This window comes from Agrobacterium sp. SUL3 (assembly GCF_001263295.1).
Taxonomy (GTDB): Bacteria; Pseudomonadota; Alphaproteobacteria; order Rhizobiales; family Rhizobiaceae; genus Agrobacterium; species Agrobacterium tomkonis.
Window position 1 is genome coordinate 16,595 of the sequence record NZ_KQ414513.1, and the last position, 19,922, is coordinate 36,516.

Below are 19,922 nucleotides of genomic sequence, written 5' to 3' on the forward strand. Positions count from 1 at the left end.
ACGCGCCACGCGTTTTAGCACATACACACTGTCTCAGTCGCTTGAAGCCTTCAATTCGTTCATTGCGCCTTGGACTATAATCTCGAGGACAATGAGATAATTTCAGCATAATAGGTGGCCGCGTGCTGTCTACATTTGATCCGACAAGAACTGGGAGTCTGGGGGGAGTGACGTTGAGCCAATCCCCCCAGACACTATGTAGCGCGTTTGTTAAACACTTCTATACCGTCGACACGTGCGCAATCCTTTGCATACAGGCTACGGAAAAGGCCGGTTTGCGGCGGAGATACAAGGTATCGCGTTCCTACTTCGCTTCCTTGTCGAGCCATTCGGTCATCTCCGCAATTTCCTTGGTCTGCGCATCGATGATCTTCTGAGCGGTCATTTTGGCCCATTCGTTGTCACCATATTTCAGCTCGACCTCAGACATATTGATCGCGCCCATGTGATGGGCGATCATCCCGCAGACGAATGCGACGTCGGCGTCCTTTTGCATCATGCCCTGCATCATGTTCATGTGCATCGACTTCATGCCTTCCATTGACGCCTTCTGCTCGTCCGTCATCATGTCTCCCATGCCCATATCGCCAGACATCATGCCCATTTTTGACATGTCCATCCCTGACTTGCATTTATCCGGATAGGCCATCTCCGCAAAAGAGGTGGCTGGCATTATCGTGAGCAATGACAACGCGCCTGCAGCGGCGAGCGAAATTCGTACGAAAGTTTTCATTTACAGATCTCCTGATTGGATTCGTTTTCGTAGATCGTCCACTCAGTCCAGGAGCTTTGGAGGGGGATAGTCCGGCTGCAGAGAGAGGGACTTGCCTGGTTGTTCGACAGCAACCGACACCGCAATCTTCGGTCTATCCGGAGCGACAAACACGTCGCCCAGCGTTGCGATGGGACAGCAAGCCATGCTGGAACAGCAAGCGCGTCCTATAGAACCTTCGGAATAGCGATTGGAAGACGATGAAGTAATCGTGGGGCAGGGATCGGCAGATGAGCGGGCCGCTACCGCCATTCCATGGATATTGGACAGCATGAGAATTATCGCAAGAACTCGACACGTTACGTCTATTACGTTGCGACCGCACATTGATAAGTTTCCCCTGGGCTTACGATTGAAACCGACTCTGATGCCCGGTGTATGACCTCGTGTAACACCCGAGCTCTGAATAGGTTCCCCGTCACGATCCATGCGGCAACGGCCAGATATAATGTCCGAGCAATCGCTGCGGCCCTTGACCTTACAAGCGTTGGAACCCTTAAAGTTAAATCAGGTAAAAATCATCGCCACATAAACGACGTGAATTTCCTGACATATTTGTTCTATTGAACTTTTGCTCCGCAAAAGGTAGCTGTTGAAAAATGGGCGCGATGTATCGAATCACATGCAAGAAATTGCTGATTCTGATCAGACTGGTGATCGTTGTATCACTGGCCGGGTACTCTCTGTCGACTGCCACAGCAGCCATGCACGGCCAGGCACTCACTGCTACGACGGTTATGGCGGAGAGCATGGACCATACCGACGCTCAAATGGGCGAGTACGATCATCACGGTAAAGTTTCTGCCGATGACGCTGCATCAAAAGTCGTAAAGCAGGACTGTTGTAGCGACTTCTGTGTAAGTTTCGCAATTGTCGGAAACACGGACACGCTAAACGGCCCTGTGGTTTCGTTTGTCCACGAATTCATTGACGATCGGCACTCGTTCGGCGAAATCCCGACCCTTCATCGCCCACCGAACATCTGAATAGGCTCAACCCGTCCTTGCGGGTTTGAACGTGCGTCTACGAGCATGATTGGCTCGTTGCGCCGATGACACCTCCTATTCGGATTACACCATGAACCTCAAAATTCTGGTGGCTGCCTTGCCGCTTTTCGCGAGCGGTTGTGCTGCCACGTTGCCTCCTGAAGTCATTGCTTCGGGCGACCTTGCCGACCTCCCGGTCGATGTTCGCCCCGTCCACTATCATAGCCCTGTTGCGGGCTACACACACCGCGTCCCGGTCGATCCCAAACCGTGGCGCAATCAAAATGACGCGCAGGCTCCGGACGGAGGTGCGTCATGAGGTTTTTCACTCTCAAATGTGCCGTGACTGTCGCACTTCCTCTCGTTCTCGGGGGATGCGTATCCTCTGTGGAATACTCCGCGGCGACCGCCGGGTTTTCCAATGTTGCGAACAAGACAGCCGAGGCAACAGGGAAAGAAACTGTCTGGGTGCAGAACCTCCAAGACGCGCAGATAGTCTCCAGCCGGGTAAAGACGCTCCTCACCAAAAAGAACGTCGACGTCGAGACGGCGGTGCAGATAGCCCTCCTCAATAACAAGGGTCTGCAGGCGGCCTATGCCGATCTCGGAGACTCCTCGGCCGAGGCGTGGCAGTCCACCATGATGGTTAACCCGACCGTCGGTATCGGGCTAACTGGAATCGGTACGCCCGGTCTCGAAGCCTACAAAGCCATAGAAGGCGCGATCGTCGCTAACATCGTGGCACTCGCTACCCGCAAGCGGAATATTGAGATCGCCGACGCCGGATTCCGAAAGGCACAGCTCGCGGCGGCCGTCCGGACACTTCAGCTGGCGACGGAAACCCGGCGCGCTTGGATTACCGCCGTCTCCTCCTGGGAAACGGTTACCCAGCTCAACCAGGCACAAGCCGCCGCAGACGCAGCCTCGGAATTGGCCAAGAAGCTTGGCGAAACAGGCTCCATGACGAAGGGCGGCCAGGCTCGTGAATATGTTTTCTATGCTGAACTGGCAGGCCAGACCGCTAAGGCAAGACTCGAAGCTCGCCTGGCAAAGGAAGAATTGACGCGCCTCATGGGACTTTGGGGCTCGGACATCGACTACCAGATCCCGAACCGTCTACCCCAGCTTCCCAAGGGCCTTGTCAAACGAGACCTCATCGAAGCCGAGGCTTTGCAACGTCGGGTCGATCTTCAAATGGCTAAGCTTGACCTCGCCACCACCGCGAAATCCTACAAGTTGACGGAAGCGACACGGTACGTGACCGATCTCAATCTTTTGTCTGGATTTGAGAGCGAGCGCACCAGTGAAGGTGACAAAATCGATTCCGAAGTCACAGGAAAGGTCGATCTGGAATTCGTGATCCCCATCTTCGACAGCGGCAAGGCACGAATGCGAAAGGGCGAGTTGGCCTACATGCGGGCGGCAAACCTTCTTGCAGAAAAAGCAGTTAACATCCGTTCGGAAGCCCGCTCTGCCTATCAGGCCTACCGCGCGAACTACGACATTGCACGTCACTATCGCAACAGCGTCGTTCCGCTGCGCACCAAGATCGAGGAGGAATCCTTGCTCACATATAACGGCATGATCACCAACACGTTCGAACTGCTCGCCGACAGCCGGGAAAAGGTCAATTCGACCCTTCTTGCCGTCAATGCAAAACGCGATTTCTGGTTGGCCGAAGCCAATCTCGCGCCTGCCATCTACGGCGGCGGCGCGGGGGCAGCGGGTGCGGGAACGGAAGTCGCAGCTGCTGCCGAAAGCGGCGGCGGCGGTCACTGAGAAAGGACAAAGATATGTTCAACAGAAGACAGATGCTAGGCGCAGGCGCAGCCCTCGTTTCAACGGCCGCCTGGGCGAAGACCTCCAACATGGGCCTTCCTGAAGCGGCTATCATGGAAACCGCCGAAACACAGACGCCAGTTCGTCCATCGTCTGGGCCGGACTACACCCCGGTCGTCACCCTCAACGGCTGGACCCTTCCCCATCGCATGAACAACGGCGTCAAGGAATTCCATCTTGTCGCCGAGCCCGTGGAACGCGAGATGGCCGAAGGCATGACAGCCCATCTCTGGGGCTACAACGGCCAGTCGCCAGGACCAACCATCGAGGCGGTCGAAGGCGACCGGGTCCGCATTTTCGTCACGAACAAGCTGCCGGAGCACACCACCGTCCACTGGCACGGCATGATCCTGCCGTCCGGCATGGACGGCGTCGGCGGGCTGTCGCAACCGCACATCCCCGTCGGCAAGACCTTCGTCTACGAGTTCGATCTCGTGAAGTCCGGCACCTTTATGTACCACCCGCATTCGGACGAGATGGTGCAAATGGCGATGGGCATGATGGGCTTCTTCGTCATCCATCCCAAGGACGAAAAGTTCATGCCGGTCGACCGGGACTTCGTGTTTCTGCTCAGCGGCTACGACATCGATCCGGGCACCTATGTCCCGCGCGTCATGGAGATGACGGACTTCAATCTCTGGGCCTGGAACAGCCGCATCTTTCCGGGGATCAGTCCGCTGGTCGTCTCAAAGGACGACAGGGTGCGGGTCCGTGTCGGCAATCTGACGATGACCAACCATCCGATCCACATGCACGGCTACGACTTCGAGGTCACGTGTACAGACGGCGGCTGGGTGCGGCCCGAAGCCCGCTGGCCGGAGGTCAGTATCGACATACCCGTCGGCGCGATGCGCGCCTATGAATTCGACGCCAAATATCCGGGCGACTGGGCGATCCATTGCCACAAGTCGCACCACACGATGAACGCTATGGGCCACGACGTGCCCACCTTCATTGGCGTCGACAAAAAATCCGTCACCGAAAAGATCAGGAAAATCCAACCCGAATACATGCCGATGGGCACCGCTGGCATGGCAGACATGGGTGAGATGGAAATGGAAATTCCGGAGAATACCGTTCCGATGATGACCGGATGGGGGCCGCACGGTCCCATCGAGATGGGCGGCATGTTCTCCGTCGTGAAGGTTCGCGAGGGCATGGCGGCCGACGATTACACCGATCCCGGCTGGTACGACAACCCACCCGGCACGCAGGCCTGGGAGTGGACGGGCGAGCTGCCCGACACAACCAAGGCCAAGGATGCCAAAACCCAGATCACGCCAAAACCAGTGAAGAACGGCTGATCTACTCTCCCAACCAAACAAAGGAATACATCATGAAAACTGCAATGATCGCACTGTTTCTCGTGGCGCTCGCAACTCCCGCCTTTGCCGCAGGCTCCCACGAAGGCGGCCATGACGCTGCCATGGCTGTCGGTGAACCTGGCAAGAAGGCCCAGGCCACCCAGACCATTCGCATCTCCATGAAGGAGACCGACGACGGCAAGATGATCTTTACGCCGAACACCTTCAAGGTTCGCAAGGGCCAGACGGTTGTATTCGCCATCAAGAACGCTGGAGAACTCGACCACGAGTTTGTTCTCGACCAGGAGGACAAGGTCATGGAGCACAAGGCCGTGATGGAGAAGTTCCCTGAGATGGAACATGACGACCCGAACGCTGTCCGTCTGGAACCCGGCAAGTCCGGCGAGATCATCTGGAAGTTCACCAACGACGGCACCTTCAAGATCGCCTGCCTCGTACCGGGTCACTATGACGCCGGAATGCATGGCGACGTGACCGTGGCCAAGAAATAATCCAACGCAAGGAGACATGACATGAAATCCATCATCAAATTCGCCTCGATAGCCCTTCTCGCAGTCGCTCTCGCCTCCGGTGCGTTCGCCGCCGAATTCACCAAGGGCACCGTCAAGAAGATCGACGCCAAGGCGAAAAAGGTCACTCTCATCCACGAGGAACTCAAATCCCTCGAGATGCCCGCCATGACCATGGTATTCCGCGTCAAGGACGACGCCATGCTCGAAAAACTGAAGCAGGGCGCAAATATCGAGTTCGTCGCCGAGCGCGTTGAAGGCAAACTGACCGTCACGGAAATTAAATAAAGCGATCGGGCCGAGCCTTCCAGACGCTCGGCCCGTCCGACCTCACTCTCCGGATCGAAACTCTCGATCGGGCAGGCTTGGATTAATGAAACAAAAATCGTCGCCCTTTGGCAACAGTGTGGCCACTCTGGAAATACGATCGGCCTCGCTGCGGTTCGTGGTGCTTTCGATCCTATTCGCCAACCTCGTGTTCGGTGACGGGTTCGCCAGCTTTACGACCCATGTCATCGTCAGCTCGGTCTATCTGATCATCAGCTTGGCATCTGTCGCGGCGGCAGTCTATTTCTCTAAGCAAAAGTACCTCGGCCCAATGTTCGTGATGCTCGACGCAGCTTTGGTCGTGGTCGTTCTCTATGAACACATTCTGGCAAATCCCATTACCGAGGATCACAACCTTACGACATCAAGCCTGGTCGTGTCGTTCATTCTTCTAAACCACGTAGCCTTGAAGCTTGATCGCTGTTTGATCGTCGTATTTTCGACGATCGTGGTGTCGGCATGGGTGCTTATGCTTGCCATCATGGCGTTCCGTCATCACGCCAGCACGCCCGGAACATGGCTCACAAACTTCTTTAACCAGGACCTCGGCCTTACGATGAGTTTCGCGTTTACCGCGCTGGCCGTGTATCTGCTGGCGCGCGATCACGACCGCACCGTCAGGCAGGCGTTGAGGATCGAGGAAAAGCGCATGAACCTGTCACGCTTCTTCTCGCCAACGGTCGTCGCCGATCTTCAGACTGCCAGTGCCAGCCTTGACCTCGAGCGGCGTGACGCGGCGATCATGTTTGTCGATATCCGCGACTTCACATCATACGCGGAAACCGCTTCCGCACGCGAACTTGCACGTGTCCTCGGTGAGTATCGGCACATCGTCGCCGGCACTGTGTTCGCCTATGGCGGGACGGTTGACAAGTTCATCGGCGATGGCGTGATGGCGGTATTCGGGCAGCCAAAGCCGAAGGCGGACGATGCCCAGCGGGCATTGGCCTGCGCATTGTCTTTGACTGCGGCACTCGACGAGTGGCGCAACGACAACATTGGCAGGGGCGGCCCTTGTCTGGACGCGGGGATCGGCCTTCACTATGGCACTGTTCTGGGCGGGGTCATTGAAAGCGGTTTCCATGACGAGTTCACCGTGATCGGTGACGCAGTCAATGTCGCCCAACGCCTCGAGTCTTTGGCGAGCCTTTTAAAATCGCCGCTGGTTGTTTCAGAGCAGATGATCGAAGAGGTCCCGAACATGTTCGGGGCGAATGATTGGGTGTACGCAAACAGTGTCAGCATCCCAGGCAGGAAAGCATCGCTCAACATCGCCTACATTCGTCGCGCTCCCGATTTAGCTTCGCCTGCCGGCTACGAGACCGGTAACATGCAGACCGATTTCAAAAGGTCCTCTTTCCAGTCGCTTACGGCAACACCCTTCGTTGGAACATAAACCGCACCACCGACGAAAACCTTGCCGGGACTGTCACATTTTACGCGGACGTCGTGGCTTCCCTGGTCGATGTACCTGATCGAACCCGCGCTATCGAATTCCATAAGGCCAATGGTCACATCGAAGTCGTAGTCCTGCACGGGTGATGTCTGTAGCGAGGTCACGGTCAGATTGACGGTAACGTCGTCCTGGAAATGCGAGATATGAAATGGCAGCCGTTCTGCCGACTGGGCCTGAATGACCGAAGCGGTTATTGCGAACGGAAGTATCAAGATCGTGCGGCTCCACATTGACCCCTCCCAAGGCAAGCGAGATCCCGATCATACCACCAAGACACCGATTTTTACATCGAAAGTTATTTGCATAACCAGAGCAACCGGTCACCGTTTTCAAGTCACAGCGGAGCGAGGAACACGGCCTGGCCTGCAGCTGTCAATTTTTGCGTACCGGTCAAGCCCTCGAGGTATATCCTCTCGCCAGCTTTCGTGGAGCTCTCTTGAACGGGTACTGTAGCAAACCTAAGGGGATGAACGATCTCCTCTGACAAAATTGAAACCAGGAGGACTGGTCCCTTGCCATCCACGTCTATACCACTCCTCCATCCCCGAAGAACCAAACGTAAGTTCGGTGACGAAGCAACGTGAACCATGGAGAGCACCGACGGCCGGCCTTCATGAAAAAATGGCAAAACCGGGACCTGAACTGCTAACGGATTCGCCGTCAAAAAGTTTGACGCGGTACTCAAATTCAATGGTACGGCATCGACCCAGCCGCCAACAAGGAGGCGCTGGCGCAAGTCGTCGACTGTGCCCGCCCACTGGATCAGGAACGGCTCCTCTTCTTCGCCTTCGAAATCGGTGCGATATAAGGGTAGTGCCGCCCAGCCATCAGCCAACCAAGCTGCGCGCGCAATAGAGCGATTCGAGGAAGGCGGTACAGCGTAGGCGGCAAGTCCCCGCGCATGGGTCGTAACGGCATGCCAAGTTCCAAATGTAATGATTACCGTTGCTGCAATAGCCAAAAGCCTGATCGGCTGAACCGTGGCCAATTGCGCTCGCCTGAACACCAGACCGAAAGCAGCTGCAATTCCGAAGCCGAAGAGCAAACCGCCAGCGACGTCTGACGGCCAATGGGCGGCTAGGTAAATTCGCGAAACCGCGATCATTCCGACCAATGCGCCCAAGCCGCCAAGAATCCACGGTCTCCACGGCGCGCGAACGGACATAGCCGTCATCCATCCGATTGCGCCGTAAAGCGCAGCCGACATGGTGGCATGGCCACTTGGAAAGCTGAATACCTGAACACCTTCGTAAAGCGCTATGGGCCTTGGCACACCCATCCATCCCTTCAGGAGCGACGAGAATGCACTCGCAAGTAACAGTGTCAGCGCCAGACCGCCGGCAAGCGCCCATGCACGCCGCCAGGACAGCCAGCAGAGAACGGTGAGCGCGACTGCCGTGATCATGACTGTGTCACCCAAAGACGTGATCACAACCATGATATGATCGCCCCACCCTGTCCTTAGTCCCTGGATGAAATGGCTGATCGCCGCATCGGACAGCGCAAGTGATCCACGGTCGGCAACGGCTGCAACGAGCGTCACGAACGTCACAACGGCAAGCGCGAGAAAGATGCCTAAAGGAAGAATGTTGCGGATATGCGGGGATGGCGACAAAATTTCGAGGAGCAACTTACGGGTTACTGTCGGCGGTCGAGGCTCGAGCAACATGACGGCTCGCAAACGCAGGCCGTCAATGAAGGGCAGAAGGCGAAGCAATACAAATCTCGCCAGCCAACCGATTGCCACGGCGCCCAACAGCAGGAGAATGATCGCAATCGCAAGCCGGCTGCTGATGCGATTGAGAAAGCCCAGCGATGCGCCAACGAGTGCACCCGGTAGAATATGTGCGGGCGCCCAGGCAAGCGCCGAGGCGATATTCACGATGTAAAAGCGTTTCGCCGGCATTCCGAGGGCGCCAGCGATCATCGGTATAATGGATCGCAAGACAGGCACAAAACGGCCAATCGCGACGCTTTTGCCTCCATGTCGCGAAAAGAATGCCTCCCCTTTCGCTAGCGTTTCCGGGCTGCGGGAGAATGGCCAAACCTCGTGCAATCGCCCGCGGTAGTGTCCCCCAAGCCAGTAGGAAAAGCTATCTCCTGCAATCGCTCCGAGTGTGGCCCATACGAGAATGGGCCACAATCCAAGGTGACCGAGCCCAACAACCGCTCCGACACCAATCAGAATAGCCGTTCCGGGAATGATGGCGCCGATCACGGCTATTGATTCCGATGCAGCGATCAAAAAAACAAGGACGCCGGCCAGGTTGGGATTCTGGGCGATGAGAGACGTAATCGACTGGATGTAACCACTCATTCTTGTTTTCCCTGGAATGTCATCTCGATCGTCAATCCCGGCTGATTGTCGCTAAGGTGAATATCGATGTCATGCAACTGGGCGATAGCAGCGACAAGCGCCAAACCCAGTCCGTGACCGGAAGTGCTGCGGCTATTGTCCATGCGATAGAAGCGTCGAAATACGGCATCTCGAGCTTCAGGCGGAATGCCCATCCCATTGTCGCTGACGCGTATCGATGGATATTCCCCTTGATTGCTTTTCAAATCGATTGTGATGACAGTCTGCACTGGTGTGTGCCTCAAGGCGTTTTCAACCACATTGGCCAGCATCTGCGTTAACAGTTCACTGTCGCCATCGATCCATATCTCTGGCGTAATTGTAGCAACGATGCGACGTCCACCGTCTTCGGCAACCGCTGTATAAATGTCGGAAATGTTTTCGCAAAGGCTGGACAGGTCCACTCTGGCGAATGCAGCGCGCCGTGTGCCAGCTTCAATTTGGGCGATCCGCAACAGCGCCGCAAATGTTGCAAGAATATCGTCGGTTTCAGAAATAGCCCGATCGACGGCAGCTTGCAACGCCGGGGCATTTGCGGGCTTTCGACGAGCGAGATCGAGCCCGTGTCGCAGACGCGAAAGCGGCGTGCGAAGATCGTGCGCGACGTCGTTCGACACTTGTCGCATGGACTCCATCAAGGCCTCGATCTGAGCCAGCATTTCGTTGATGTTGGTCGCGAGGCGGTCGAATTCGTCGTTTGAGCCGCGCAGCGGAACACGCTCATTGAGATGTCCCTGCGCGAAGCGCGATGTTGCTGTCGCGAAGGTTTCGACGCGACGCAAAAATGATCTGCTGACGATGAGCCCCCCCAGAAGAGATAGGACCACCGTAATTGCAGCAGCCCATGCGAATGCTGCAAGGATAGCCGCTTTGAGCTCGTCCTCCTCGCCGGAAGGGAAAGCCACCAAGATTGCGCCTTTGCCTGGAATGGCGGTGCGCTTAGCCAGAAGGGCCTCTCCATCCTCCAATGGTTGCTGAATGCTCTGCCAGTCCGGACCATCCGCAATGAAGGCCAGACCACCAGCGAGCGAGCGCCCGCTCTCGTCGAGGATCCCATAAACCGGATCGCGGTCTCCGGGAAGCGGCCGTGATCGAACAAAAGCGACGGCAGCAGGCAGGCCCGCCGATTGAACGATCTGGATCAGCCGTGCTGATTCCACGTCTATAACGCTGCGGATCTGGCTATTGGCGTAATCCGCAAGGAGAAAAAAAACGAATGCGAAGAGAACTGCGGTCAGAAGTGTAAAAAGAGCCGACACCAGGAGCGCAAAGCGGAATGCGGTGGTTTGAAAGAGCCTAAACTGGATCACGAAGACAATATCCCGCACCGCGCACCGTTTGGATGAGGCTATTGTCGCAATCCTTATCGATCTTCGTCCGCAGCCGGCTAATGTGTGTCTCTACGATATTGGTTTTCGGATCAAAGTGGAAGTCCCAGACATTCTCAAGAAGCATGGTTCTCGTGACGATTTGCCCCGCGTGGCGCATGAGATATTCCAATAACTTGAATTCGCGCGGCTGAAGCGTGATCGGGCTCAATCCCCGTCGAACGGACCTTTTGATCAGGTCCATCTCCAAATCGGAAACCGACAGCACAGTATCGATCACAGCGATCGGCGGGCGGCGGCAAAGAGCTTCCATGCGTGCGACGAGTTCAGCAAACGCAAACGGTTTTACGAGATAGTCATCGCCACCGGCCTTCAGCCCGTCTACACGATCATCGATACCGCCAAGGGTCGTCAGAAAAATCGCCGGTGTCATGACGCCTGCTCCGCGTAAAGTTTTCAAGATCCCGATGCCATCCAGGCCCGGCAGCATTCGATCCACCACGAGACAATCGTAGTTGCCGTCGGCGGCGAGAAACAATCCGTTTCGTCCAGTATCGGCGTGATCGACGACCCAGCCGGACTCCGCAAGGCCGCCTACGATATAGGCGGCCGTTTCGGCGTCATCCTCGATCAACAGCACTTTCATGGGGATTCCCTGCGTCTTTTGTTGCGGCCCGTTAGCCGGTGGTTGCCCCGCCGCATGTGCGGCGGGGCAACCCTTATGTTTAGTTGGCGCCTTCGGCACCTTCATTCGTTTCCTGCGTCTCGCCAGCTTCCTTGTTTTCGCCGGCGGCATCGTCACCTTGGTCTTCGCCGTCGGCTTCCTTGGCCATGGCCATAGCCTTGCCGGTCATCGCGTCTACCGAGATCTTCCGCTCGCCATTGGGGCTGAGAAGTTCGATTTCGTAGGCGAGCGAGCCGTTCTCGTCATCGAGCCCGGCATCCGCCGCCTTGCCACCGAACTCCTTCTCGGCGGTTGCGATCGCGTCAGCAAGCGACACTTTCGCGCCATCGACAAGCGCAAGCTCCGAGGCATCGGTCTGTCCGGCTGTCGTTGCCTGCGCGTTCGCAGTCTGGGTGAAAACCGTACCCAAAGCGCCAGCGGCAAGCAAGGCAGCGAGAGCAGCGGGAATGAGTTTGGACTTCGTCATGTCAGTCTCCGGTGTTAGACGCAACTGCACGATGCAGGGCGTTGAAGTGACCATAGCGACCCGTCCATTGGGGCTGTATTTCCTGAACTATACGGATTTGTCGTATTCAGCCCCGTTGGCTCAACAGACGATCGTCCTTGCCCCGCAACAAAACAGGCCGAACCGGGAACACCGGTCCGGCCTGTTGCGGCATTGAACCTCAGAATGGGCGACGATACAAATCGTTGATCAATCGGCGAGTTCGGCTCCGCCTGCATCTTTCTTGAACGTGATCGAAACAGGTGCTTCACCGTTGGTAGAGAGCTGCAGCTGCAGGGTCTTCGGCGACGGAGTTGTGTAGAGCATCGAGTTTTCGTTCGCGCGAAAATGAGTCTGCACGGTCGCCCAGTCGGCGACACCTTCCAGGTCAAAATGCAGCGCCGTGGTTTTTCCCGCCGCCATGGTGAACCCTGACAGGTCACGGTAGATGCTCTCCATCTTGGCGTTCGTGTCATCGGTCAGCGTCAGATACATTTTCAGACCTTTGAGATCGGTCTTGCCGTCGTTCGAGATGGCTATTTCGAGATGATCTGAAACGTCCTTCTTTGTCGACGGATCGAAGTTGTCCTCGACTTTGGCGGAGAGAATGCGGATCGTCGCTGGCCCTCCTGTCTGGACGATCGGGTTATCGAGTTCCGTTGGTTTGGCGTCGGCCTTGTCGTTCTGGCCGTCGCCGTCCGTATCCGCGATCAGCGGATCTGTCCCAAGCAGCTTCTCGGCAAGATCGGGGATGCCGTCATTGTCGGTATCGACCGAAGCCGAAACGGCAGGTGCAGCAAAGGCCGTCAGACCGAGGAGAAGGAAGCTCGATACGAAAAGGTTGGTGTGTTTGACGTGTGTCATGGTCAGTCCTTTTTAAGATTGGTGATGTTGAAGGGAAGCGTAAACAGGCCGGCGAGAAGGGCTGTGAACAGCCCGATAAGCCAAGCGGCGTCGCTCCAGCGATCCCGCATGACGGTGACAAGGGGTTGGCCAAGGTAAATTTCCTTGATGCCGAGAGCTGCAAAGCTCCAGCGTTCAAGATGTTTGGCGGGAGACAACTGTTCGATGCCGTCACGGACCGTTTCGTAGGTCGCAAAAGACGTCATGATCTGCTTTTCCTGCGGTTTGGCGATGCCCAGTGTACGAAACACGCCGGCGCCAACCTGATTATCGGGATCCAGCGTATCTCCGATCTGCGGCGCGATTAGAACCAGACTGAGCCAGATGGCGAAGGCGGCCATGATGGCATGGGCCGGCCGGCGCATGTGGAGGGCCAGAATCAAACCGAGCAGGAAGAACGATCCGACGTAGAGGGCGGCGGCTGTAAATGTGACCAGGATTCTCGCCGTATCGGCGACCGTAAGCCCAACTCCGCCGATCAGGGTTATTCCGGCCGCACCGACGATGAAGACGACGGCCAGGATGACCACCAGCGCGGCAATGTTTCCTAGGATTTTTCCGGCGAGTAGAACCCGGAGCGACAACGGACGGGTCAGGAGGAGACCGAGCGTATTGCGACCACGCTCGGAGGCCGCCGTGCGGTGCCCGAGGATGATGCCGAGGATAGCGCCGATGATCTCCAGATACTCGATAAAGCCGCGTAAAAGCGCCAACGGCTTGAAGGACGGTGGCGCCAACGCATCCACGGCTTTTCCGAGAGAGAGCAGCAGATCACGGGAAGCAGTATAATCAGCGACCTCCGCATTCATCGCCACAGCGCCAACGATAAGAGCAGTTGCACCGCAGGCGATGAGGAGCAGACTGACGAGAGCAAAGAGTTTTCCCCGCACGGCGTCGCGGATTTCCTTTGTCGCGATGGTGGTCAGTTGAAACATGGTTTCACTCATCCGTTTGGCTCCGCGTGGGATCAAGGCGCAGCACACCGAAGCAGGCGGCGGCGGCCAATGAAAAATTGGCAATGATCAAGCTCGACAGCCCAGCAGCAGTCCCGAGCGCTGCGCTATCGGCCGGTGCGAAGCCAAGGAGGGATGCGGCAATGTCCCGGTATGTCGAAGTCAACGAAACCGGTGCCAAGGCCGGCCCTGTGAGGGCGAAGAACCAGCCCCCTGGCGGTGGCACCATCGCTTTCACCGGGTTCAACGCCGCCATCGGGTTGATGTTTGAGGTGATTTGCGGAAGAACGAAAGTGAGTGTCAGCCAGAGGGTCACTGGAACGAGCAGCCCCATGGTCTCGGAGCGAAACAGACTGGCAGTCGACATGGCAAGCCATCCAAACACCATCAGGAACAGGCCCGACAACGCGTAGAATAACAAAAAGGCGATCCAGTCCTCGGTCGTGGGAGGTAGCGCCGGCAGAAGTAAAAGCGTTATAGCGTTGGTTACCGCTGCAATGAGCAGGAGACTTGTCAGCATCACCACTAGCGCAATCATCTTGCCGAGTGCATAGGTCACGCGCGATATCGGTCGACTGGCTAGAAGCGGAAACACGCCGGTTTTCCGGTCCTCGATGATGATCTGATGACCAAGAACGATGGCAACCAGTGCACCAAGCAACGAGACATAGGTAGTCATGTTTCGCAGCAGGGCCAGCGGCGACGTTTCGTTGACGGGATTGGGTGGGACCGCCAATCCATCAGCCTGAAGCGCAAGGCTTGCCTTGGTATAGATCTGATTGATCGTATCGGTCACCGACCAACCGAGATAGGCCGAGAGCAGCACCATTGCCATGAACATCAGGGCAAGCCATACGACGGTTCGGTCGCGGATAGCGTTGCGGATCGTTGCCGTCGCGATTGTCTTCGTCGCGACGGACGGCACAATAAAAGCGCTCGAGCTCATGCCGCGATCTCACTTTGAGGTGTCAAGGACAGATAGATGTTTTCCAATGCAGCGTCGTCGCCGAAGCGCTCGGTCACAGCCGCAATAGTGTCGTGTAAAACGAGTTGTCCATTGCTGAGAACGCCGATCGAGGTGCAGGTGCGCGAAACCTCGCTGATCAGGTGCGTATTCATGAAGATCGTGGTGCCCTGCTCCCGATTGAGCCTGATGATCAGGTCGCGCAAAGTCTTGATCCCTAGTGGATCAAGACCGGAGGTCGGCTCATCGAGGAAGAGTACCTTGGGGCGATGCAGCACCGCCTGGGCCAGGCCAATGCGTTGTCGCTGCCCCTTCGACATGCTGCCGACGCGCTTTGGCCCGAGGTCAACGCAATCCAGAAACGCCAACGTCTCGCGGATGCGCGGATCCGGGTCGCGCAAGCCCGACAGGCGCCCCAGAAATCGGAGATTGTCGATCGCGCTGAGCGCGCCATAGAGCTGCACATTTTCCGGCACATAGCCGATATGGCGACGGGCGCCTATCGGGTTGGCGACGACATCGATGCCGGATACGAAAGCCCGCCCCGATGTGGGCTTCAGGAGTGTTGTCAGGATGTTGAGCGTCGTGGTCTTTCCTGCGCCGTTGTGGCCGAGGAAGCCAAAAACACTTCCCTGCTCGACGGTGAGAGAGATGGATTTCAGGGCTTCGTAGTTGTCATAGCGTTTTGACAGCCTGTCGATGGTGATAGCAGGGATCATTGTTGTTCTCCTTTGGCAGCGGGGACGAGCATCGTTCTCAGAAGGCCGTCCTTGAGCCAGAATTGGTGAAAGAGCGCTGCGCCCGCATGGAGGGCGATCAGTCCAATGAACACCGGCTTGGCCCAGGCATGGATGTCGCCAAAAGGTCCGTCGGTGTAGAACCCGAGAAGGCCGGTCACGGGAACGGCAACGAGCAGGGCGTAGAAAAACCAGTGGGTGATGCGCGAAGCCACTGCCATCCAACCAGGAATGCCGTCCGGGCTCACAGGTGCGCCATGCGTCAGGCGGACGAACAATCGCAGGACGACGAGCGCAAGGATGGAAATGCCAAACCAGTAGTGAAGGTTGGCAACAGCCTGATCAAACGTTGATGCAGTTCCGCCTTCGGCCATCGCATCGACGCTTGCGGTCATGCTTTCGCCAAAGATCAGCTGAAATGCGACAAGCGCGGCAATCAGCCAGTGAAGCGCTATTTGAATGCCGGAATATCCGCGTCCGGCCGCATTCGCGTTCTTGCTTGAATAGGTCATCTGTTCCTGGTTTCTCATTTAAGGCCGCGCTTCAGAATTGATCGCGTCCGCACCGCACCTCGCCGGACGGGCGCGATCCTGTTCGGGATCAGGCCTTGAGACCACTCACGTGGTCCGCACTCCGGCGGCTGAAGGTCATGTAGACGACGATGATGACGATGGCGGCGAGGAACAGTCCGCTGGTGATGATGGTGCCAAAGCCCATTCCGCCGTATTCGAACGGCTGCGAGAGCAGGTCGCCGAAGGACGCACCCAATGGGCGGGTGAGAATATAGGCGAGCCAGAACGACAGGACTGCATCGACCTTCAGGGCAAAATGGGCAAAGGCGATGGCGGCGATCACAGCGGCAAAGATCACACCGGTGGTGAGATAGCCAAGATCGAAGTGCTCGGCGACGAGATCACCGGCCGCGGTTCCAAGCGCGAAGGTGAACAGGATGGCAAGCCAGTAAAAGGCCTCGCGACGGGTTGTGAAGACCGCATGGATCGACAGTGTGCGTTCCGAGGCGTACCAGACTATGAATGTCGCCAGCAATGCTGCGCTGAAGGCGATGGTTGTGGTGGCCAGGGGAACTGCGAAATTATCGACAAGATTGTCGGTGATCAGCGTACCGACGATACTGATGAGCACGACGGTTAGCCAGTAAGCCCAGGGCACATACTTCTTTTGTGAAAACTGAAGCACAAGAGCCACAACCAGAATACCGCTCATGATGATGGACGTAGCGGTGAGACCGAGCCCAAGATTGACGGCGAGATAGTCGGCAGCAGTTTCACCCATGGTAACTGCCATCAGTTTGATCAACCAGAAATCGACAGTGACCTCCGGAACCCGGTTTTGAGGTAGTGTCTTGGAAGTATTCGCTGCCTGCAGCATGGCGCAGTCTCCTGTTGCCTCATTGGTCATGAAGGCGCGCCCGATCGGGCGCGCTGGACGGTTTTGACGTTCAGGACTTTATTTGCCGAGCAACTTCATCGCGTCCGCGAAGAACACGTCTGCGCGTTTGTCGTCGTCGGCGTTGCACCGCTCAACACCCTTGGCTTCAAGGTCGGCCACAGCCTTGGCGTCGGCAGCATTCAATGTTGAGGCGGATGTTGCTGTGCGCAGTTCCTTCAACATGTCTTCGCAGGGCACAGGCGCTGCATAAGCCGATGACACAAAACCGGTGATCGTTGCGATCGCGGCAGCAAGAAGAATCTTTTCCATTGGATAATCCCATCAGGTTCAGACGGCGCACCGACCCGGCACGTCAAGCCTGATGAACCTTTAAGGCCTCAGACTTAGGACTGAATTAGGGGATCAATGCTGTTAGGCGGGCGCGTGTCCGTGCATTCGGGAACGTAAGTATAGCGATCAGCCCGGATCGATCCCGTCGGTTTGAGATCTGTAAATGGACGCTGTAGCGATCGGCCACTGTTCTAGCGATCGCCAGACCAAGGCCGCTGCCTTCCACTCCCGTATCTATCAAGCGATAAAAGCGATCGAAAACACGGTCCTTGAGCGCATCTGGAATGCCAGGCCCGGTGTCTGTGATCGTCAGCAGCGCAGTTTCACCGTCAAAGGACACGGAAACATCGATTTCACCGCCAGGCTGAGTATATTTAATCGCGTTGTCCACCAGGCATTCTATCATCACACGAAAATCGTTGGCGTAGCCTGCCACATTGACGGCATCCACGCGAACAAAACCCAGATCGACGCCCTTGGCGTCTGCAACGGGTGACAAAGCCCCAGCAACTTCGAGCGCCAACGTATCGAGCGCGACCCCATCGTCGTGTGCCGGGCGTTCTTCTGCCTCCTGGCGTGCAAGGCGCAGCAGCTGGTCCGTTACCATCACAGCGCGGCGAACACCGCGCTCCAGCTCACCAACGCGGTCCGCAGCTCCCCGGTCGGTCATGTGCGCCTTCAGGTTTCCTACTTGCAGGGTAACCGCCGCAAGCGGTGTCCGCAGCTCATGGGCGGCATCGGAAAGAAAAGCCCGTTGCTGGTCAAGGACGCTGCGAAGACGGGTTAGCGCACCGTTCATGGCTTCGACAAGCGGCCTTGCCTCTGTGGGAACACGCACCAGGCTGATCGGCGTCGTATCGGTCGGTGACCGGTCCTCTACTTGACGTGTGACCTCTGTCAGCCGGCGAATGACCAACCCGACCAGCCAATACACCAGCCACCAGGAAAAAGGGATTGCGACAAGGAACGGAACGGCCGCACCAAGGGCAGCATTTGTGGCCAGTTCATCACGCACGACAGTCTGCTGCGCGACTTTCGTAACATAGTCAGCACCGGCGAGCGTCAACAACCGCCAGCGCGTGTTGCCGGTATCAAATTCGCTGAAGCCCTCGGGTGAAGGGTCGGGGATGGCGATAGCTGTCGATGATCGACGTACGTCGCGCCCGTCCGCATAAACGACTTCGATGATGTAATCTTCGTCTGTCTCATGGTCCGGCAATGCCGTCTCGCTAACACTGAGCGAACTGCCGTCGCCCACGAACCGGGCAATCTGGTGCTGTTGCAGATCGAGTAGGCCCCATGTTTCCACCTGTGCCGACCAAAATGCAAAACCGGCGGCCAGAAAGCCGATCAGGGTTAATAGCAACGAAAATGCTAGAATGAGCGAGCGGCTGAGCGACATCAGATTTCTTTCCGCACCATCCATCCGGCGCCGCGCACGTTGCGGATAACATCCTTGTCGAACTTCTTCCGGACGTAGTGGATCAAAACATCGATTGCGTTACTCTCAACTTCTTGGCCCCATCCATACAAACGCTCCTCAAGTTGCGCCTTCGACAGGATCGTGCCTGGGCGTTCTGTCAGGGCTTGGAGCAGTGCGAATTCGCGCGCGGGCAGCGCTTCCGTGATCCCACGGTAAATGACGGTATGGCTCGCCAGGTCGAGCGTAATTTCACCGGCGCGTAGGGACGACTGCGACTGGCCCACATGCCGTCGCTGCACAGCGCGGATCCGCGCAAGCAGCTCACCGATTTCAAAGGGCTTGACGACGTAGTCGTCGGCGCCGATGTCGAGGCCGGCGATCCGGCTATCGAGGCTATCTCGGGCTGTAATAATGATGATGGGGGTCTGTTTCCCGGCTTTGCGCGCGCGTTCAAGCACTTTGGTGCCATCCAGTTTAGGGAGGCCAAGGTCGAGCAGAATTAATGCATGACCGCCGACGGCAATCGCCTCTGCTCCACTTTCACCGTCCCTCACCCAATCGACAGTCATGCCCGCATCAGTTAGCGCCTGGAGCAAACTTTTGCCGATCATTACATCATCTTCTATCAACAGCATCCGCATTGAGAGCCCCTCCTGATCTCCATATCGCAAATTCTTGGCTGGACGTAGTTTGACGATTGCCAGGCGGTAAGCACCTCTGGTCACCGGTGCCACTTCAGCGGCTTTAATCGACGGATATCCAGGCAGCAGTTACATCACCTGTCACGGGATCAAAATACGCGTCAGCTTCAAGACCGAGAGCCGTCAATGCTGTCACCTTGTAGCACGAGCCTTCAAGAGAGATAGCCTTGATGACAGGGTATCCAGAAGCATGCGCTATTCGCGAGATTGCTACTCCGCTCATCCAATGGTTGCGGGGGACTTTTGTGCAATCCATTCTTGCCTGTGCGATCACCGCTGTCGCCAGAAGGAACACTCCGGCAGCACAGATCGTATGCACGGCAGCCCGCAATTTCCGTGTTGTGATGGATCTTTTCATAGCTCCTTATGAGGTTCGGGAGCTGTCGGAATTCCGTCGGGTGAGAAAGATGAAGGATCGTCGCGTATTCAAGAGA

General features: G+C 56.8%; 23 protein-coding genes. 7 read left to right on the forward strand and 16 right to left on the reverse strand.

Features of this window, described 5'->3' with window-relative positions:
* Positions 1-304: 304 nt before the first annotated feature.
* Positions 305-733 carry a DUF305 domain-containing protein gene (locus AKG12_RS22370; protein ID WP_052820465.1) on the reverse strand — a complete coding sequence of 143 codons (429 nt, stop codon included), beginning with the start codon at positions 731-733 and terminating at the stop codon, positions 305-307.
* 638 nt (positions 734-1,371) lie between these two features.
* On the opposite strand from AKG12_RS22370, the gene AKG12_RS22375 reads away from it, so the two are divergent.
* The 7 genes from AKG12_RS22375 (at position 1,372) to AKG12_RS22400 (ending at position 7,154) form a co-directional block, all read left to right on the forward strand.
* Positions 1,372-1,758 (forward strand): hypothetical protein, encoded by a 387-nt coding sequence (locus AKG12_RS22375; protein ID WP_137088088.1) that lies wholly within the window; start codon positions 1,372-1,374, stop codon positions 1,756-1,758.
* 91 nt (positions 1,759-1,849) lie between these two features.
* On the forward strand, positions 1,850-2,077 hold the full coding sequence (locus AKG12_RS29600; RefSeq protein ID WP_082179015.1) for a hypothetical protein: 228 nt from the start codon (positions 1,850-1,852) through the stop codon (positions 2,075-2,077).
* Positions 2,074-3,537 (forward strand): TolC family protein, encoded by a 1,464-nt coding sequence (locus AKG12_RS22380; RefSeq protein ID WP_052820467.1) that lies wholly within the window; start codon positions 2,074-2,076, stop codon positions 3,535-3,537. The genes AKG12_RS29600 and AKG12_RS22380 overlap by 4 nt, the downstream gene beginning before the upstream one ends.
* A 14-nt stretch (positions 3,538-3,551) precedes the next feature.
* A complete protein-coding gene (locus AKG12_RS22385) occupies positions 3,552-4,901 on the forward strand; it encodes a multicopper oxidase family protein (protein ID WP_052820468.1) in 1,350 nt (449 codons plus the stop codon).
* A 32-nt stretch (positions 4,902-4,933) separates the two neighbouring features.
* On the forward strand, positions 4,934-5,413 hold the full coding sequence (locus AKG12_RS22390) for a cupredoxin domain-containing protein (RefSeq protein ID WP_052820469.1): 480 nt from the start codon (positions 4,934-4,936) through the stop codon (positions 5,411-5,413).
* Positions 5,414-5,434: 21 nt separating this feature from the next.
* On the forward strand, positions 5,435-5,719 hold the full coding sequence (locus AKG12_RS22395; RefSeq protein WP_052820470.1) for a copper-binding protein: 285 nt from the start codon (positions 5,435-5,437) through the stop codon (positions 5,717-5,719).
* Positions 5,720-5,804: 85 nt separating this feature from the next.
* Complete coding sequence (locus AKG12_RS22400) at positions 5,805-7,154, forward strand: adenylate/guanylate cyclase domain-containing protein (protein WP_052820471.1); 1,350 nt, start codon at positions 5,805-5,807, stop codon at positions 7,152-7,154.
* Here AKG12_RS22400 and AKG12_RS29605 read toward each other — a convergent pair.
* The 15 genes from AKG12_RS29605 to AKG12_RS29610 form a co-directional block, all read right to left on the reverse strand.
* Positions 7,073-7,426, reverse strand: a complete 354-nt coding sequence (locus tag AKG12_RS29605; protein ID WP_225341557.1) for a hypothetical protein — start codon at positions 7,424-7,426, stop codon at positions 7,073-7,075. The genes AKG12_RS22400 and AKG12_RS29605 overlap by 82 nt on opposite strands.
* Positions 7,427-7,548: 122 nt before the next feature.
* On the reverse strand, positions 7,549-9,531 hold the full coding sequence (locus AKG12_RS22405; RefSeq protein ID WP_052820472.1) for a bifunctional DedA family/phosphatase PAP2 family protein: 1,983 nt from the start codon (positions 9,529-9,531) through the stop codon (positions 7,549-7,551).
* On the reverse strand, positions 9,528-10,880 hold the full coding sequence (locus AKG12_RS22410; protein WP_137088089.1) for a HAMP domain-containing sensor histidine kinase: 1,353 nt from the start codon (positions 10,878-10,880) through the stop codon (positions 9,528-9,530). Before AKG12_RS22410 ends, AKG12_RS22405 begins: the two co-directional genes overlap by 4 nt.
* On the reverse strand, positions 10,867-11,544 hold the full coding sequence (locus AKG12_RS22415) for a winged helix-turn-helix domain-containing protein (RefSeq protein ID WP_052820474.1): 678 nt from the start codon (positions 11,542-11,544) through the stop codon (positions 10,867-10,869). The genes AKG12_RS22410 and AKG12_RS22415 overlap by 14 nt, the downstream gene beginning before the upstream one ends.
* 79 nt (positions 11,545-11,623) lie before the next feature.
* Complete coding sequence (locus AKG12_RS22420) at positions 11,624-12,049, reverse strand: PepSY domain-containing protein (protein WP_052820475.1); 426 nt, start codon at positions 12,047-12,049, stop codon at positions 11,624-11,626.
* Positions 12,050-12,277: 228 nt separating this feature from the next.
* Positions 12,278-12,931: a thrombospondin type 3 repeat-containing protein gene (locus tag AKG12_RS22425; RefSeq protein WP_052820476.1), complete on the reverse strand. Its 654-nt coding sequence runs from the start codon at positions 12,929-12,931 to the stop codon at positions 12,278-12,280.
* A gap of 2 nt (positions 12,932-12,933) precedes the next feature.
* Entirely contained in the window at positions 12,934-13,917 is a 984-nt protein-coding gene (locus AKG12_RS22430) for an ABC transporter permease (protein ID WP_052820477.1), read from the reverse strand.
* On the reverse strand, positions 13,910-14,869 hold the full coding sequence (locus tag AKG12_RS22435) for an ABC transporter permease (protein WP_052820478.1): 960 nt from the start codon (positions 14,867-14,869) through the stop codon (positions 13,910-13,912). Before AKG12_RS22435 ends, AKG12_RS22430 begins: the two co-directional genes overlap by 8 nt.
* A complete protein-coding gene (locus AKG12_RS22440; protein ID WP_052820479.1) occupies positions 14,866-15,606 on the reverse strand; it encodes an ABC transporter ATP-binding protein in 741 nt (246 codons plus the stop codon). Before AKG12_RS22440 ends, AKG12_RS22435 begins: the two co-directional genes overlap by 4 nt.
* Complete coding sequence (locus AKG12_RS22445) at positions 15,603-16,154, reverse strand: cytochrome b (RefSeq protein WP_350640658.1); 552 nt, start codon at positions 16,152-16,154, stop codon at positions 15,603-15,605. The genes AKG12_RS22440 and AKG12_RS22445 overlap by 4 nt, the downstream gene beginning before the upstream one ends.
* A 70-nt stretch (positions 16,155-16,224) precedes the next feature.
* On the reverse strand, positions 16,225-17,013 hold the full coding sequence (locus tag AKG12_RS22450) for a COG4705 family protein (protein ID WP_052820480.1): 789 nt from the start codon (positions 17,011-17,013) through the stop codon (positions 16,225-16,227).
* Positions 17,014-17,091: 78 nt separating this feature from the next.
* Positions 17,092-17,343: a hypothetical protein gene (locus AKG12_RS22455; RefSeq protein WP_052820481.1), complete on the reverse strand. Its 252-nt coding sequence runs from the start codon at positions 17,341-17,343 to the stop codon at positions 17,092-17,094.
* A gap of 85 nt (positions 17,344-17,428) precedes the next feature.
* Positions 17,429-18,766, reverse strand: coding sequence for an ATP-binding protein (locus AKG12_RS22460; RefSeq protein WP_052820482.1), 1,338 nt, complete (start codon positions 18,764-18,766; stop codon positions 17,429-17,431).
* Positions 18,766-19,428, reverse strand: coding sequence for a response regulator (locus tag AKG12_RS22465; RefSeq protein ID WP_052820483.1), 663 nt, complete (start codon positions 19,426-19,428; stop codon positions 18,766-18,768). Before AKG12_RS22465 ends, AKG12_RS22460 begins: the two co-directional genes overlap by 1 nt.
* 103 nt (positions 19,429-19,531) lie before the next feature.
* Positions 19,532-19,846, reverse strand: a complete 315-nt coding sequence (locus tag AKG12_RS29610) for a PepSY domain-containing protein (RefSeq protein ID WP_082179008.1) — start codon at positions 19,844-19,846, stop codon at positions 19,532-19,534.
* Positions 19,847-19,922 lie beyond the last annotated feature (76 nt).

Coding starts and splice junctions, on each gene's coding strand:
- AKG12_RS22465 (WP_052820483.1), bottom strand. CDS start 19,428: ATGCGGATGCTGTTGATAGAAGATGATGTAATGATCGGCAAAAGTTTG.
- AKG12_RS29610 (WP_082179008.1), bottom strand. CDS start 19,846: ATGAAAAGATCCATCACAACACGGAAATTGCGGGCTGCCGTGCATACG.
- AKG12_RS29600 (WP_082179015.1), top strand. CDS start 1,850: ATGAACCTCAAAATTCTGGTGGCTGCCTTGCCGCTTTTCGCGAGCGGT.
- AKG12_RS22370 (WP_052820465.1), bottom strand. CDS start 733: ATGAAAACTTTCGTACGAATTTCGCTCGCCGCTGCAGGCGCGTTGTCA.
- AKG12_RS22380 (WP_052820467.1), top strand. CDS start 2,074: ATGAGGTTTTTCACTCTCAAATGTGCCGTGACTGTCGCACTTCCTCTC.
- AKG12_RS22395 (WP_052820470.1), top strand. CDS start 5,435: ATGAAATCCATCATCAAATTCGCCTCGATAGCCCTTCTCGCAGTCGCT.
- AKG12_RS22455 (WP_052820481.1), bottom strand. CDS start 17,343: ATGGAAAAGATTCTTCTTGCTGCCGCGATCGCAACGATCACCGGTTTT.
- AKG12_RS22430 (WP_052820477.1), bottom strand. CDS start 13,917: ATGAGTGAAACCATGTTTCAACTGACCACCATCGCGACAAAGGAAATC.
- AKG12_RS22445 (WP_350640658.1), bottom strand. CDS start 16,154: ATGAGAAACCAGGAACAGATGACCTATTCAAGCAAGAACGCGAATGCG.
- AKG12_RS22420 (WP_052820475.1), bottom strand. CDS start 12,049: ATGACGAAGTCCAAACTCATTCCCGCTGCTCTCGCTGCCTTGCTTGCC.
- AKG12_RS22375 (WP_137088088.1), top strand. CDS start 1,372: ATGGGCGCGATGTATCGAATCACATGCAAGAAATTGCTGATTCTGATC.
- AKG12_RS22460 (WP_052820482.1), bottom strand. CDS start 18,766: ATGTCGCTCAGCCGCTCGCTCATTCTAGCATTTTCGTTGCTATTAACC.
- AKG12_RS22450 (WP_052820480.1), bottom strand. CDS start 17,013: ATGCTGCAGGCAGCGAATACTTCCAAGACACTACCTCAAAACCGGGTT.
- AKG12_RS22405 (WP_052820472.1), bottom strand. CDS start 9,531: ATGAGTGGTTACATCCAGTCGATTACGTCTCTCATCGCCCAGAATCCC.
- AKG12_RS22390 (WP_052820469.1), top strand. CDS start 4,934: ATGAAAACTGCAATGATCGCACTGTTTCTCGTGGCGCTCGCAACTCCC.
- AKG12_RS22385 (WP_052820468.1), top strand. CDS start 3,552: ATGTTCAACAGAAGACAGATGCTAGGCGCAGGCGCAGCCCTCGTTTCA.
- AKG12_RS22415 (WP_052820474.1), bottom strand. CDS start 11,544: ATGAAAGTGCTGTTGATCGAGGATGACGCCGAAACGGCCGCCTATATC.
- AKG12_RS22400 (WP_052820471.1), top strand. CDS start 5,805: ATGAAACAAAAATCGTCGCCCTTTGGCAACAGTGTGGCCACTCTGGAA.
- AKG12_RS22435 (WP_052820478.1), bottom strand. CDS start 14,869: ATGAGCTCGAGCGCTTTTATTGTGCCGTCCGTCGCGACGAAGACAATC.
- AKG12_RS22425 (WP_052820476.1), bottom strand. CDS start 12,931: ATGACACACGTCAAACACACCAACCTTTTCGTATCGAGCTTCCTTCTC.
- AKG12_RS22440 (WP_052820479.1), bottom strand. CDS start 15,606: ATGATCCCTGCTATCACCATCGACAGGCTGTCAAAACGCTATGACAAC.